The 14,028-nt window shown below is 70.2% G+C and carries 12 protein-coding genes; 9 read left to right on the plus strand and 3 right to left on the minus strand.

From position 1 onward, the window contains the following. The first annotated feature begins 25 nt into the window (after positions 1 to 25). Positions 26 to 637: a YbhB/YbcL family Raf kinase inhibitor-like protein gene (locus ABTV91_RS03335; RefSeq protein ID WP_433853214.1), complete on the plus strand. Its 612-nt coding sequence runs from the start codon at positions 26 to 28 to the stop codon at positions 635 to 637. 177 nt (positions 638 to 814) lie between these two features. On the opposite strand, the gene ABTV91_RS03340 is transcribed toward ABTV91_RS03335, so the two are convergent. Then, positions 815 to 1,636 (minus strand): DUF4377 domain-containing protein, encoded by an 822-nt coding sequence (locus ABTV91_RS03340; protein WP_433853215.1) that lies wholly within the window; start codon positions 1,634 to 1,636, stop codon positions 815 to 817. 156 nt (positions 1,637 to 1,792) lie between these two features. Continuing rightward, complete coding sequence (locus ABTV91_RS03345; RefSeq protein ID WP_433853216.1) at positions 1,793 to 2,587, minus strand: undecaprenyl-diphosphate phosphatase; 795 nt, start codon at positions 2,585 to 2,587, stop codon at positions 1,793 to 1,795. A 210-nt stretch (positions 2,588 to 2,797) separates the two neighbouring features. Between ABTV91_RS03345 and glnA the strand changes: the two genes are divergently transcribed. The 8 genes from glnA (at position 2,798) to ABTV91_RS03385 (ending at position 13,008) form a co-directional block, all read left to right on the plus strand. Continuing rightward, positions 2,798 to 4,207 (plus strand): type I glutamate--ammonia ligase, encoded by a 1,410-nt coding sequence (gene glnA, locus ABTV91_RS03350; RefSeq protein ID WP_433853217.1) that lies wholly within the window; start codon positions 2,798 to 2,800, stop codon positions 4,205 to 4,207. Between the two features lie 288 nt (positions 4,208 to 4,495). Next, complete coding sequence (locus tag ABTV91_RS03355; RefSeq protein ID WP_433853218.1) at positions 4,496 to 4,834, plus strand: P-II family nitrogen regulator; 339 nt, start codon at positions 4,496 to 4,498, stop codon at positions 4,832 to 4,834. Positions 4,835 to 5,039: 205 nt separating this feature from the next. Next, complete coding sequence (locus tag ABTV91_RS03360) at positions 5,040 to 6,383, plus strand: ammonium transporter (RefSeq protein WP_433853219.1); 1,344 nt, start codon at positions 5,040 to 5,042, stop codon at positions 6,381 to 6,383. Between the two features lie 82 nt (positions 6,384 to 6,465). Beyond that, a complete protein-coding gene (locus tag ABTV91_RS03365; RefSeq protein ID WP_433853220.1) occupies positions 6,466 to 7,524 on the plus strand; it encodes a two-component system sensor histidine kinase NtrB in 1,059 nt (352 codons plus the stop codon). Further along, positions 7,517 to 8,950, plus strand: a complete 1,434-nt coding sequence (gene ntrC, locus ABTV91_RS03370; RefSeq protein WP_433853221.1) for a nitrogen regulation protein NR(I) — start codon at positions 7,517 to 7,519, stop codon at positions 8,948 to 8,950. Before ABTV91_RS03365 ends, ntrC begins: the two co-directional genes overlap by 8 nt. Before the next feature lie 195 nt (positions 8,951 to 9,145). After that, on the plus strand, positions 9,146 to 11,614 hold the full coding sequence (locus ABTV91_RS03375) for a protein kinase domain-containing protein (RefSeq protein ID WP_433853222.1): 2,469 nt from the start codon (positions 9,146 to 9,148) through the stop codon (positions 11,612 to 11,614). 156 nt (positions 11,615 to 11,770) lie between these two features. Then, entirely contained in the window at positions 11,771 to 12,340 is a 570-nt protein-coding gene (locus tag ABTV91_RS03380; RefSeq protein WP_433853223.1) for a superoxide dismutase family protein, read from the plus strand. A gap of 44 nt (positions 12,341 to 12,384) precedes the next feature. Beyond that, complete coding sequence (locus ABTV91_RS03385; RefSeq protein WP_433853224.1) at positions 12,385 to 13,008, plus strand: superoxide dismutase family protein; 624 nt, start codon at positions 12,385 to 12,387, stop codon at positions 13,006 to 13,008. An 84-nt stretch (positions 13,009 to 13,092) separates the two neighbouring features. Here the strand turns inward: ABTV91_RS03385 and ABTV91_RS03390 are convergent, their stop codons facing one another. Then, a complete protein-coding gene (locus ABTV91_RS03390) occupies positions 13,093 to 13,980 on the minus strand; it encodes a hypothetical protein (protein WP_433853225.1) in 888 nt (295 codons plus the stop codon). Positions 13,981 to 14,028 lie beyond the last annotated feature (48 nt).

Below are 14,028 nucleotides of genomic sequence, written 5' to 3' on the forward strand. Positions count from 1 at the left end.
GGCGCCTCCCTTTCAGGAGAAGGCAATGCAACTGAGCAGCCAGAGTTTCGACAACGGCCGGCCGATCCCGGCCGGATTCGCGGCTGGCGATGCCACCGGCTTCGCCGCCAACCGCAACCCGCAGCTGGCCTGGAGCGACGTGCCGGCAGGCACGCGTTCGTTCGCGCTGGTGTGCGTGGACCCGGACGTGCCGACCGTGCCCGAACTGGTCGGCCGCGACGACGTGACCATCCCGTTGGAACAGCCGCGCGGCGACTTCATCCACTGGGTGATGGTGGACATTCCCGCCCCGCTGCGCGAGATCGCCGCCGGCAGCTGCAGCGAGGGTTTCACCGCGCGCGGCAAGCAGCCGCCGATGGGCCCGGCAGGCGCGCGCCAGGGCGTGAACGACTACACCGCCTGGTTCGCCGGCAACCCGGACATGGCCGGTACCTACCGCGGCTACGACGGCCCGTACCCGCCGTTCAACGACGAGCGCGTGCACCGGTACTTCTTCCGCCTGTTCGCGCTGGACGTGGAACGCCTGCCGGTGGAAGGCGACTTCACCGCCGCCGACGTGTACCGCGCCATGCACGGCCACGTGCTGGCCGAAGCGGCGGTGCACGGCACCTATACGCTCAACCCGGCCCTGGGTTGAGCGTATAGGTGCGGGGCTCGCCCCCGCACGGAAGCTCCAATCCCCGCGTACGGATGTGGGTGCTGTTGCGGGAGGATCTGCACGATAGTCCACCGCGCCCCAGGGCATGCTCCTGGTGGATAAAAAAGAAGGGCGCCTTGCGGCGCCCTTCGTCGTTTCCAGCGGTGGCGAGGCCGGTTACTTCTTCACCGTTTCCGAGCCGACCACCATGTCCAGCACGTAGGCCTGCGAGGATGCATCGGCCGGCGGGTTCTTCACCGCATAGCGCTTGACCCGCAGCACGTTGCGCACGCCGTCCTCGTGGGTATAGCCCTCGATGGCGTCGTAGAAATGGCTGAACTCGCCGCGCTTGCCCTGCTCTAGGCCCTTGTCGTCGTAGTGCACTTCGCGCACCTGCAGGCACTGCTTGTCCGGGATCAGCGGGTGCGGGCACGGCCTGGTCTGCGCGTCGACCTCGAGGAACACGGTCTGGCCCGGACCGCCGTAGCGGGTCTCGGCGGTCGGTTCGCCGCGGAAGGTCAGCACGTCGCCGGCGGCGCTGGTCAGCTTGAGCGTGGAAGCGTCGAGCTGGTCGATCTTCAGCGTGCCTTCCAGGCGGCTGCCGACGGCCTGGTCGAGCGCCATCAGCGCCTGGTCGGCGCAGGCCATCATCGTCGAGGCCATGCGCGAAACGGTGATCTCGCTGCCGGCCAGGGTGTAGCCGCCGCCCATGCGGTTGCAGGTGTTGTCCACCGACAGGCGGCTATCGGCGAAGCCCAGGGTGACCGGCTTGTCGGCGCGCACGAACAGCGCGTCGATGCGCTTGCCAGCGCTGTCGACCGCGTTGTCGAGCACCCAGTGGTTGGCGCCGAGCTGCCCGGCGTCGACCGGCGTGGCCGCGGTGGCCGGCGCCGCATCGGCCGCAGGCGCGGGCGCGGCGTCTGCCGGGGTGGTGGAGGGGGCGTTGTTGCAGGCAGTCATCAGGGCGATGGGCAGGGCCAGCAGCAGGATGCGCTTCATGTCGTACTCCTTGGGAAGCATGGGGAAAGGGGATGGAAGAGCCGCCCGGGGCGGTTCTTCGACGTCGCGCCGGCGATGGCCCGGCGGGGCCGCCGTGGCAGGCGGTGATGCAAACGCATGGCGCCGGCCGCGGGGGTTGCCGGCGGCTTTCCGCATTCAGTTTCCAGCAGGCAGGAACAGCAGCAGCGCGACGCCCAACGCCAGCCTGTATACCGCGAACCACGTGAAGCGATGGTGCTTGATGTAGCCCAGCAGCCACTTCACCACCACGAAACCGGTCGCCACGGCGGCGGCGAAGGCGATGCCCACGTCGCCCCAGTCCTGGTGGCCGAGCTGGCCGTGCCGCGCCAGTTCCAGGAAGGCGTAGGCGCTGGCCGCGAACATGGTCGGGATGCCCACCAGGAAGACGAACTCGGCGGCGGCAGCGCGCCGGCTCAGGCCCAGCAGCATGGCCAGGAAGATCGCCGCGGCCGAACGCGAGGTGCCCGGGAATACGCCGGCCACCACCTGCGCCAGGCCCACGCCGACGGCGACTTTCCAGGTGACGCTGTCGCGGTCGGGCAGGCGCGCGGCGAAACCCTCCGCCAGCAGCATCCATACGCCGCCGACGACCAGCGCCCAGGCCACCGGCGTCACCGTTTCCGGCAATTCCCAGCCGGCCATGCGCACCGGCAGGCCGACCACCGCGGTCACCAGGAACGCCGTGCCCAGTTTCAGCACGTAGTCGCGGTTTTCGCGTTCGCCCAGGCCGGTGGCCAGCGCCCACAGCCGCTGCCGGAACACCAGGGTGACGGCGAGGATGGCGCCGGCCTGGATGACGATGTTGAAGAAGTCCGAGCGCGCGCCGAGCCAGCGCTCGGCGATGAGCAGGTGGCCGGTGCTGGAGATGGGCAGGAATTCGGTCAGGCCTTCGAGGATGCCGAGCAGCAGGGCGGAAATCGGGTCGGACATGGGCGTGCAATGGGAAAGGATCGGCAAAGGATAGAGCATCGCCCGCCTGCACCCTTGTGGTGCGTTCATCCGTCAGATGCCCCATTGTGGTGCATTGCTGGCACTCGGGACCCACAGGCTCCTTGTAAAAACAAGGGCTTGCGGGCCTTCTGAAGTTGGCACGCGAGTTGCTATACCCAAGGCACGCCACTCCATCCGAGGTTTTGCCCGATGTCCCTGGAAAACGTTGAGAAGCTGATCAAGGACAACCAGGTCGAGTTCGTCGACCTGCGTTTCGTCGACATGCGCGGCATCGAGCAGCACGTGACCTTCCCGGTCTCGATCATCGAGCCGTCGCTGTTCGAGGAAGGCAAGATGTTCGACGGCAGCTCGATCGCCGGCTGGAAGGGCATCGCCGAATCGGACATGGTGCTGATGCCGGACCCGGCCAGCGCCTACCTGGACCCGTTCTACGCCGATCCGACCTTGGTGCTGACCTGCGACGTGCTCGACCCGGCCACCATGCAGGGCTACGGCCGCTGCCCGCGCGGCATCGCCAAGCGCGCCGAGGCCTTCCTGAAGTCCTCGGGCATCGCCGACCTGGCCTTCTTCGGCCCGGAACCGGAATTCTTCATCTTCGATTCGGTCCAGTTCGCCAACGACATGGGCCACACCTTCTTCAAGATCAACTCCGAGGAAGGTTCCTGGAACACCGGCAAGAGCTACGACGGCGCCAACAGCGGCTACCGCCCGACCGTGAAGGGCGGCTACTTCCCGGTGCCGCCGACCGACTCGCTGCACGATATCCGCGCCGAGATGTGCAAGGTGCTGGAAAAGGTCGGCATCGAGGTCGAAGTGCACCACCACGAAGTGGCCAATGCCGGCCAGTGCGAGATCGGCGCCAAGTTCAACACGCTGGTGACCAAGGCCGACGAACTGCAGCGCATGAAGCACGTCATCAAGAACGTGGCGCACCGCAACGGCAAGACCGTGACCTTCATGCCCAAGCCGCTGGTCGGCGACAACGGCAGCGGCATGCACGTGCACCAGTCGCTGGCCAAGGAGGGCAAGAACCTGTTCTCCGGCGACGGCTACGGCGGCCTGTCGCAGATGGCGCTGTGGTACATCGGCGGCATCTTCAAGCACGCCCGCGCCATCAACGCCTTCACCAACTCCGGCACCAACAGCTACAAGCGCCTGGTGCCGGGCTTCGAGGCGCCGGTGATGCTGGCCTATTCGGCGCGCAACCGTTCGGCCTCGTGCCGCATCCCGTGGGTGTCCAACCCGAAGGCGCGCCGCATCGAGATGCGTTTCCCCGACCCGATCCAGTCCGGCTACCTGACCTTCACCGCGCTGATGATGGCCGGCCTGGACGGCATCCGTAACCAGATCGACCCGGGCGCGCCGAGCGACAAGGACCTGTACGACCTGCCGCCGGAAGAGGAGAAGCTGATCCCGCAGGTCTGCTCCTCGCTGGACCAGGCGCTGGAAGCGCTGGACAAGGACCGCGAGTTCCTCAAGGCCGGCGGCGTGATGAGCGACGACTTCATCGACGCCTACATCGCTCTGAAGATGAAGGAAGTGACCGCGTTCCGCGCGGCCACCCATCCGCTGGAATACCAGCTGTACTACGCCAGCTGATCGGGACGGCCGCCCTCGCGCGGCCGCCGTACCCCCTTGCTGCCGGCAACGGCGGCGATGGCAAAGTCCCTCCCCTCCCGCTTTCGCCATCGCCGCCCCCGGCGGCAAACCCGGCAACACCCAGGCAGTGGCAAGAGAACCCGGAAACGCGCCGCGCGGGCCAGGCTTTCCTCCCCGCGTCACCGGCCCGCAGCGCATCCGGCGCAACGCCAGCGGCCGATCCCTGGCCGATGGAAGACACGATGCCGGCCCCCCCCGGGCCGGTCTCCTCCACATCGGGACCTGCGCATGAAACTGATCTCCGCCATCATCCGCCCGTTCAAGCTCGACGAAGTGCGCGAGGCCTTGGGCGCGGCCGGCGTTTCCGGCATCACCGTCACCGAGGTCAAGGGCTTCGGCCGGCAGAAGGGCCACACCGAGCTGTACCGCGGCGCCGAGTACGTGGTCGATTTCCTTCCCAAGATCCGCGTCGAGACCGCCGTCACCGACGACCACGCCGAGGCGGTGATCGAGGCCCTGCAGGCGGCCGCCGGCACCGGCAAGATCGGCGACGGCAAGATCTTCGTCACCCCGCTCGAACAGGTGGTGCGCATCCGCACCGGCGAAACGGGCGCCGACGCGCTCTGAACCCCAACCCTTGAATCAGCGCGAAGGACGGTTGTTCCTTCTCCTTCGGGAGAAGGTGGCGCGAAGCGCCGGATGAGGGACGAACGGAGCCGGTGATGTTTGAACCAACGGGACTCCACCACTCCCCGCCCCGATCCCTCCCCCGGAGGGAGAGAGGCTCCGGCAGTCGCCCTCTGCGCTGATCCACCCCCAACCGGAGTCGACAATGCGAAAGGAAATTTTCACCGGGCCCAAGGCCCGGACGGGTGGTCTGTGCCTGTCGTCCGTGCCCGCCGGCCTCGCGCTGGCGCTGTTTCCCCTGGCCGCATCGGCGCAGGATGCCGCGCCCGCGTTCGACCGCGGCGACGTGGCCTGGATGCTCACCTCCACGCTGCTGGTGCTGATGATGGTGGTGCCGGGGCTGGCGCTGTTCTATGGCGGCCTGGTGCGCGCCCGCAACGTGCTGTCGGTACTGAGCCAGGTGCTGGTGGTGTTCTCGCTGGTGCTGCTGCTGTGGGTGGCCTACGGCTACAGCGCGGTGTTCAGCGCCGGCAACCCGTTCTTCGGTTCCTTCACCGAGTTCGCCTTCCTCAGGGGCTTCACCCCGGAATCGGTGGGCAACACGCCGATCGCCGGCCTGCCGGATTACCTGTTCGTGGCCTTCCAGTCCACCTTCGCCGGCATCACCACCGCGTTGATCGTCGGCGCGTTCGCCGAACGCATCCGCTTCCGCGCGGTGCTGCTGTTCTCCGCGCTGTGGTTCACCCTGGGCTACATCCCGATGGCGCACATCGTCTGGGGCGGCGGTTACCTGGGCGAAATGGGCGCCATCGACTTCGCCGGCGGCACCGTGGTGCACATCAACGCCGGCGTGGCCGGGCTGGTGGCGGCGTGGTTCGTCGGCAAGCGCCTGGGCTACGGCCATGTCGCGCTGAAGCCGCACAACCTGCCGTTGACCTGGCTCGGCGCGATGCTGCTGTGGGTGGGCTGGTTCGGCTTCAACGCCGGTTCCGCGGCCGCGGCCGATACCGTCGCTTCGCTGGCCTTCCTCAACACCGTGCTGGCCACCGCCGCCGCGGTGCTGGGCTGGACGCTGGTGGAAGCGCTGACCAAGGGCCATCCCTCGGCGCTGGGCGCGGCCTCCGGTGCGGTTGCCGGCCTGGTCGGCGTGACCCCGGCCTGCGGCACGGTGGGGCCGCTGGGCGCCATCGTGATCGGCTTCGTCACAGGCATGGTCTGCGTGTGGGGCGTCACCGGCCTGAAGCGGCTGCTGCGGGTTGACGACACCGCCGACGTGTTCGGCGTGCATGGCGTCGGCGGCATCGTCGGCGCGCTGCTCACCGGCGTTTTCAGCGCGCAGTCGCTGGGCGGCACCAAGGCGGGCCTGGAGATCGGCCACCAGCTCTGGGTACAGGCCGTCAGCGTCGGCTTCACCGTGCTGTGGAGCGCGGCGGTCACCGCCCTGATCCTGCTGGTGGTGCGCGCGCTGGTCGGCCTGCGCGTAAGCGAGGAAGCCGAGCGCACCGGCCTGGACATCAGCACCCATGGCGAATCGGCCTACGAGGCCTGAGCGGGAACGGCCGGGCCCGCCGCCGCGGGTCTGGCCGGCTTCGGCGTGGCGACCCTCGCCCTCTTTGCACTACATTGGTGCAATGCGCGACACCGGTTCCCTGCCCACCGCCGAGATGATGGCCACGCCCCTGGCGTGGGCCACGGCGGATGGACGCATCGCCGGCGCCAACCCGGCGTTCTGCCGCTGGCTGGGGGTAAGCGTGCGGCGCCTGCTGGGGCAGCCGCTGGCCTCGCTGGAAAGCCAGGGCGAAGCGCTGGCCGACAGGCTCGCGCAGGCCGGCGCCCTCGATGCCGTGCGCCTGTCGCGGCTGGCGCTGGCGCTGCCCGGCGAACGCCCGCGTTTCGCCGAAGGCTGGCTGACGCCGCTGGACGCCGGCGGCTGGCTGCTGGAAGCGCACCCGGTGGACGAGTTCGCCGCACCCGATCCGGCGCAGGTGCTGCCCGGCGCCTTCGCCGCCGCGCTCAAGGGACTGGCCCACGAACTGCGCAATCCGCTGGCCGGGCTGAAGGGCGCGGCGCAGCTGCTGGCGCGGCGCGCGGGCAACCGCGACGCCGCCGAGAGCGAGCTGATCGAACTGATCGGCGCCGAGATCGAACGCCTAAACACCCTGCTCGAGCAACTGCTGTCGCCGGCGCCGCAGCGGCCGCACGCGCCGCTCAACATCCATGCCGCGCTCGAACGCGTGCTGCGCCTGGCCGAAAACGAAGCCGGCTGGGCCCTGCAACTGCAGCGCGACTACGACCCCAGCATTCCCGAATTCGCCGGCGATGCCGACCGCCTGACCCAGGCCCTGCTCAACCTGGTGCGCAACGCGATCCAGGCCGGCGCCGCACGCATCGTGCTGCGCACCCGCGTCGAACACGGCGCACGCATCGCCGAGCACGCCGCGCCGCTGGCGCTGCGCCTGGAAGTGGCCGACGACGGCCGCGGCGTGCCGGACGACCTGGCCGAACACCTGTTCCTGCCGCTGGTCAGCGGCCGCGCCGAGGGCACCGGCCTAGGCCTGGCGCTGGCGCAGCAGGTGGCGCGCGAGCACCGCGGCACGCTGAGCTTCCGTTCGCGCCCGGGGCATACCGTGTTCACCCTGCTGCTGCCGTTGCCGGCCGCCGGCGAGGAAAAGGAGGCGGCCGATGCATGACGTTCCCGCGCCGGCGGCGACGATCTGGGTGGTGGACGACGACCGCGCGGTGCGTTTCGTGCTGACCACCGCGCTGCGCGACGCCGGCTACACCGTGGAGGGTTTCGACAGCGCCGCCGCCGCGCTCGATGCCCTGGCGCGGCAACCGGCGCCCGACCTGCTGTTCACCGACGTGCGCATGCCCGGCGACGATGGCCTGGTGCTGCTGGAGAAGCTCAAGACCGCGTTGCCGCAGATGCCGGTGATCGTGATGTCGGCCTATACCGACGTGGCCAGCACCGCCGGCGCGTTCCGTGGCGGCGCGCACGAATTCCTGTCCAAGCCGTTCGACCTGGACGACGCGGTGGAGCTGGCGCGCCGCGCGCTGCCCGAACCCGAGCCGCGCGTGGAGACGCCGCACGCGCCCGCGCAGGACCAGCAGGCGCCGCAGCTGATCGGCGATACGCCGGCCATGCGCGCGCTGTTCCGCGCCATCGGGCGCCTGGCGCAGGCGCCGCTGTCGGTGCTGATCAACGGCGAAACCGGCACCGGCAAGGAGCTGGTGGCCAACGCGCTGCACCGCGAATCGCCGCGCGCGCGCGGCCCGTTCGTCGCGCTCAACACCGCGGCCATTCCCGCCGAACTGCTGGAGAGCGAGCTGTTCGGCCACGAGGCCGGCGCCTTCACCGGCGCGGCCAGACGCCATATAGGCCGCTTCGAGCAGGCCCATGGCGGCACCCTGTTCCTGGACGAAATCGGCGACATGCCGCTGCCGCTGCAGACGCGGCTGCTGCGCGTGCTGGCCGAAGGCGAGTTCTTCCGCGTCGGCGGCCGCGAGCTGATCCATGTCGACGTGCGCGTGGTCGCTGCCACCCACCAGGACCTGGAGACGCTGGTCGAGCAGGGCCGTTTCCGTGCCGACCTGCTGCACCGGCTGGACATGGTGCGGCTGTGGCTGCCGCCGCTGCGCGAACGCCTGGACGACGTGGCGACGCTGGCCGCGACCTTCCTCGGCAATGCCGCGCGCCGCCTCGACATGCCGCCCAAGCGCCTGTCCTCCGCCGCCGTGCAGGCGCTGCGCCAGCATCCCTGGCCCGGCAACGTACGCGAACTGGAAAACGTGTGCTGGCGGCTGGCGGCCCTGGCGGTGGCCGACACCATCGCCGCCGCCGACGTGCACGCGGCGCTGGCCCGCGGCGCGCGCTCCCGCGCCGCGGGCCAGGCGCCCGCGCCGGCGCACTGGGACCAGGCCCTGGCCGAATGGGCGCGGCAACGCCTGGCCGAAGGCGCCAGCGGCCTGCACGCCGAGGTGCGCGAGCGCATGGAATCGGTGCTGCTGGACGCCGCCCTGGCCGCCACCGACGGACACCGCAGCGAAGCGGCGGCAAGGCTCGGCCTCGGCCGCAATACCGTTACCCGCAAGCTGGGGCCGGGAAGGAAACGCTGAGCGCCCGATCCATCCGGGGAGCCCGGTGTGGCTGCGCTCCCCGACCTGAATGGCCGTGTATGATCGGCCTCCGATGGGGACGCAGATGCCACCTTCGGACATCGCGGGCATCGTCCGGCGCGCGTCGGACGGGCTGCCGATGCCGCCGTCGTCGATGTCGCCGTGCGGCCGTACCGGGCCTGCGATGCGAGCGTCATGTTGAACGCCGATGCCTGGAACCGTCTGACCGACCTGTTCCACCGCGCCACGGAGCTTCCCGAATCCGAACGGATCACGTTCGTCCACTCGCAGGCCGGCGACGATCCGGAATTGCAACGTGAACTGCTGGCGCTGATCGCTGCCGATACCGACACCACGCGCCTGCATGCCCCGCTGCGACGCGCGGTCGAAGAGGTGGTGCGGGCCAGCGATCCGGACGTCGCGCCCGGGACGCGTTTCGGGCCATGGGCGGTGGAGCGCATGATCGGCTCGGGCGGCATGGGACGCGTCTACCTGGCGCGGCGCGCGGACGGCGCCTACGAGCGCGAGGTCGCGATCAAGCTGGTGCGAGCGGCGGCCCTGGTGGACGCGCGCCGTCACGGTCATTTCGAATACGAATGCCGGCTGCTGGCGCAGATGCAGCATCCGGCCATCGCGCAGATCCACGATGCCGGCGTCGATGCGGATGGCCATGCGTGGTTGGTGATGGAGTACATCCACGGCCATCCCATCTCCACCTGGTGCGACGAGAACGCGTTGGACCTGCGCCAGCGCATCGAACTGCTGGTCAAGGCCGGCGAGGGCGTGCAGCACGCGCACCAGAAGGGCGTGATCCATCGCGACCTGAAGCCGGGCAACATCCTGGTCGCCGAAGTCGACGGACACCCCCTGCCGAAGATCATCGATTTCGGCATCGCCATGGAAACCGAAGGCACGACGGAAACGATCGGCGGCGGCACGCCCGGTTACATGAGCCCGGAACAGGCGGATCCGGGCGGTGGCATCGACGCGCGCAGCGACGTGTATTCGCTGGGTGCCCTGTTGTACGAACTGGCCTGCGGCGCCCGCCCGGAAAGCAGTGCCCTCGTTGCTCCTTCGCGCCAGCTGCAGGGACAGGCGTTACCGTGCCGGCGGGAACGGGCGGCCCTGCGTGGCAGCACGCCGCGCGGGCTGCGGCGCGAACTGCGCTACGGTGTCGACGCGATCGCCCTCAAGGCGTTGCAGCCCGATCGCGCCGCGCGTTACGCCTCGGTATCGTCGTTGCTGGACGATCTGCGGCGGTGGCTCTGCCACTACCCACCGCAGGCAGCCGGCCCAGCGCGATGGCTGGCTGTGCGTAGCTTCGTGCGCCGTAACCGGTTGGCGGTGGCCGCCATGTCCGCAGTGGCCGTGGCGCTGGTTGCCGGCCTGGCCGCCACCACCTGGTCGTTGCGCCAAGCGCGCCAGGAAGCGGCGCGGGCGAAGGTGACGTCGGAGTTCCTGGCCTCGGTGCTGGACAGCGTCGATCCTGCGATCTCGCAGGATCTGGACAAGACCCTGATGCTGCGCGTGCTCGACGATGCCTCCAGGCGCGCGTCGCAGGAACTGTCGGCCTACCCGGACATCCTGGCCGACATGGAGTTGCTCATCGGCATCAACCAGACCCACCTGGCCGAGTTCGGGACTGCGATCGCGCACCTACAAGCGGTGCGCGAACTGGCCGGCAGGTACCCGGACCAGCTCGAGCTCCAGTACCTGCGCGCGACCCAGGTGCTGGGCGATGCGCTGGTGGGGGCCGGAAAACGCAAGCAGGCCGATGCGCTGCTCGCCGAAGGCATCGACAGGGCGCGGCGTGGCGCGCCCGGACATCTCTGGCTCGCCCACGACATGCAGTCGCGCCGGGCAATGGTGCTCATCGACCTCGGGCGCCCGGACGAGGCATTGCGCGAGGCGCGTGCGGCGGAGGCGGGGCTCGCGCGCCTGCTGCCGGCGGACGACCAATACCGGCTGGACGCCGAGAAGCGGCTCGCCAACGTACTCTCCAGCACCGGTGGGCAACAGCAGGCCATCGCCCTGCTGCGCGACCTCGTCCAGCGCCGTGAGCGCCTGAAGGGCGCCGACCATCCACTGACCCTGGTCACCCGCCGCGACCTCGCCGTCGCCCATCTGTACCAGCGCGAATTCGCCGCCGCCGAGGCCCAGCTGCAGCAGGTGGTGGGCGCGTATCGGCGCCTATACGGGGACGACAACAGTTACACTGCCTACGCCCGCGGCCTGCTCGCCAGCGCCCTGCGCCAGCAGGGCAGGCTGGAGGAATCCGGCCCCCACTACCGCGCCGCGATGGAATGGAGCATCGCCCACTCCGGCCCCGAGTCGCTGGATGCGCTCATCAACCGCCACAACCATGCCAACTGGCTGCTGGCGGCGGGCCGCACACGGGAATCGCAGCAGGAACAGCGCGCGCTGCTGGAGATCGCCGAGCGGACGCTGTTGCGCGATCACCCGGTCACCGCCGAGATCCTGCGCGGACTGGCCGAAGCCGAACTCGCGCTTGGCGATGTCGGCCGCGCGCATGCCCATGCCGGGGCCGCGCTCGCGGCGATGCGTGCCGTCTACGGCGATGGGCGCGACGATCCGCTGCGCAGCGTGCGCGAGACGCTGGCGAAGGTCGAAGAAGCCAGGAAGGCTGCCGGTGGATCTAGATAGAGGCGGTACGGCGTGTCGCCCGGCTCGATACACGGACCGCGCGGGCGGGGCATCCCGCGCGCGCGTCGCTTCCTATGGCACGCCAGCTTCACCGGTGCATGCGGGGATTTTTCCATGCGAGGCGGTACGCTTGCCGGAAACGCAAAGGAGCTCGCCATGCATTTTCGCCTCCCCCTGACGGCCCTCGTCGGCACTGCCCTGCTCGCTGCCTGCGGCACGCGCCCGCCCACCCGGCAGGAAGCGCCGCCCGCGCCACCGGCGGTCAGCACCGCGCGCATGGCCGAGGCCAACCTGGCGCCGGCATCGGCCAGCCTGGTCAGCGGGCGCGTGGCGCTGGTGCCGGAAGCCGGCGGCGTGCACATCACCGGCGTGATCGGCAGCCTGCCGCGCGGCCGCCAGGTGGCGTTCCATGTGCACGAGAAGGGCGACTGCAGCGCGGTCGACGCCAGCAGCGCCGGCGGCCACTTCAATCCGGCGGCCCAGCCGCACGGCCGCGCCGGCAGCGGCGCGCACCATGCCGGCGACATGGACAACCTGCAGGCCAATGCCGAGGGCGTCGTACACGTGGACGTACGCCTGCGCGGGGTTACCCTTGGCGGCGGCGCGGCCAACGACATCGCCGGCCGCGCCCTGGTGGTCCATGCGGACGCCGACGACTACCACAGCCAGCCGGCGGGCAACGCCGGCGCCCGGATCGCCTGCGGCGTGATCCGCGTCACCCGCTGAATGCGGCGATCCGGCCGATCCAGTTCAACGAAGGGAGTACGACGATGCGTTTGATCCACACCAGCCTGTTCCTCGCCAGCGCGCTGGCGCTTAGTGCGTGCAGGCAGGACGCCGAACCCGCTGCCACACCTGCCGACGCCGCCAGCGCGCCGGCGCCGGCCGCCGATCCCGCCGCGCCGCCGGCCATGGAGCCTGCCGCAGCCAACGCGGCAGCCGTGGCCACCGCCGAGCTGCAGCCGACCAAGGACAGCACGGTCAAGGGCAGCATCCGCTTCACCCTGGTGGACGGCAGGCTGCACGCCAGCGGCGACATCGGCGGGCTGAAGCCGGGCAGCGAGCACGGCTTCCACATCCACGAGAAGGGCGACTGCAGCGCGCCGGACGGCACCAGCGCCGGCGGCCACTTCAACCCGGGCAATGCCGAACACGGCAGCATTGACGCGGCCGCGCACCATGGCGGCGACATGCCCAACATCGTCGCCGACGCGCAGGGCAACGCCCATGTCGATGGTCCGGTGTCGAGCAACGTCAACGCCGGCAAGGGCGACGGCTTCGACATCATCGGCCGCGGCCTGATCGTCCATGCCGACCCGGACGACTACCACAGCCAGCCCACCGGCAACGCCGGCGCGCGCCTGGCCTGCGCGGTGATCGCCAAGGCCGAATAAGGCAGCCCGCTGCCGCACAAACGGAAAACGCCGGCGCATGCCGGCGTTTTCCGTTGAAGACGATGGCCGGGGCCCGCGGAACCGTCAGCGCGCCATCACCACGCGCGCGTCCTGTCCGGCCTCGACATGCACGTACAGCACGTCCAGGCCATGTGCCTCGAGCACCGCGGCCATCTGCCGCTGGCGCATCAGGTACTGCTCGTAGATGCGCTGCAGGCGGTCGCAGTCGTTCTTGTCCTGCGCGTAGTGCGCGCACCAGCCGGCCGGGTCGAACAGGGCCATGCGCACTTCGCTGCCGGCATAGCGCAGCAGCGGTTCGGGCGCCGCGTCCAGCCACTGTTCGCGTTCCGGCGAGAACATGGCGGTCTCCAGCAGCGGCCACAATCCGGCCAGGCCCTGGTTGTCGTACTGCATGGCCATCATCGCGGCCAGGTCGTTGACGGTGAAATAGCGCGCGTGCTCGATCTGCGCGCCGAAGGCGTTCTGCGCCAGCAGGGCGGTGTCGGCCTGGGCCATGCCGTTGGCCAGCAGCACGTCTTCCAGCGCGTCGCGGGTCTCGGCCAGCAGCGTGGCGTCGCTGCCGGTCAGCACGAACGGCAGCACGCGCAGGCCGCCGCCGGTGAGCGCGGGGTCGGCCTGCAGGGGCAGCGGCACGTCGCCGGCCGCGTCGGCGCCGAAGGCGAGCAGGCGTGGTCCCTGGTTGCGGCCCGGCGCGCGCATCTGCAGCTCTTCCAGACGACGGTGGACCGGCCAGCCCGGGCGCAGCACCTCGGCCGGGTCGAAATGGGCCGCGGCCAGCACCAGGTCCAGCCCGCTGGCCTGCGGCACCAGTTTCTGCAGATCGCGGCCCACCAGCGCGGCCAGTTCGCCGGCCTGCGCGGAAGGCAGCGCGGCGAGCCGGGGCTGCTGGCCGCCGGACAGTTCCAGTGCCATCACGCCCAGTGCGTTCATGTCGGGGTTGGAATTGCTCATGGTTCGCGGTTGGCCCGTCACGGGCTCGAAGCTACACTCGATGTGCAT

The sequence above is a fragment of the Stenotrophomonas nitritireducens genome (genome assembly GCF_050984405.1).
GTDB lineage: Bacteria > Pseudomonadota > Gammaproteobacteria > Xanthomonadales > Xanthomonadaceae > Stenotrophomonas > Stenotrophomonas nitritireducens_B.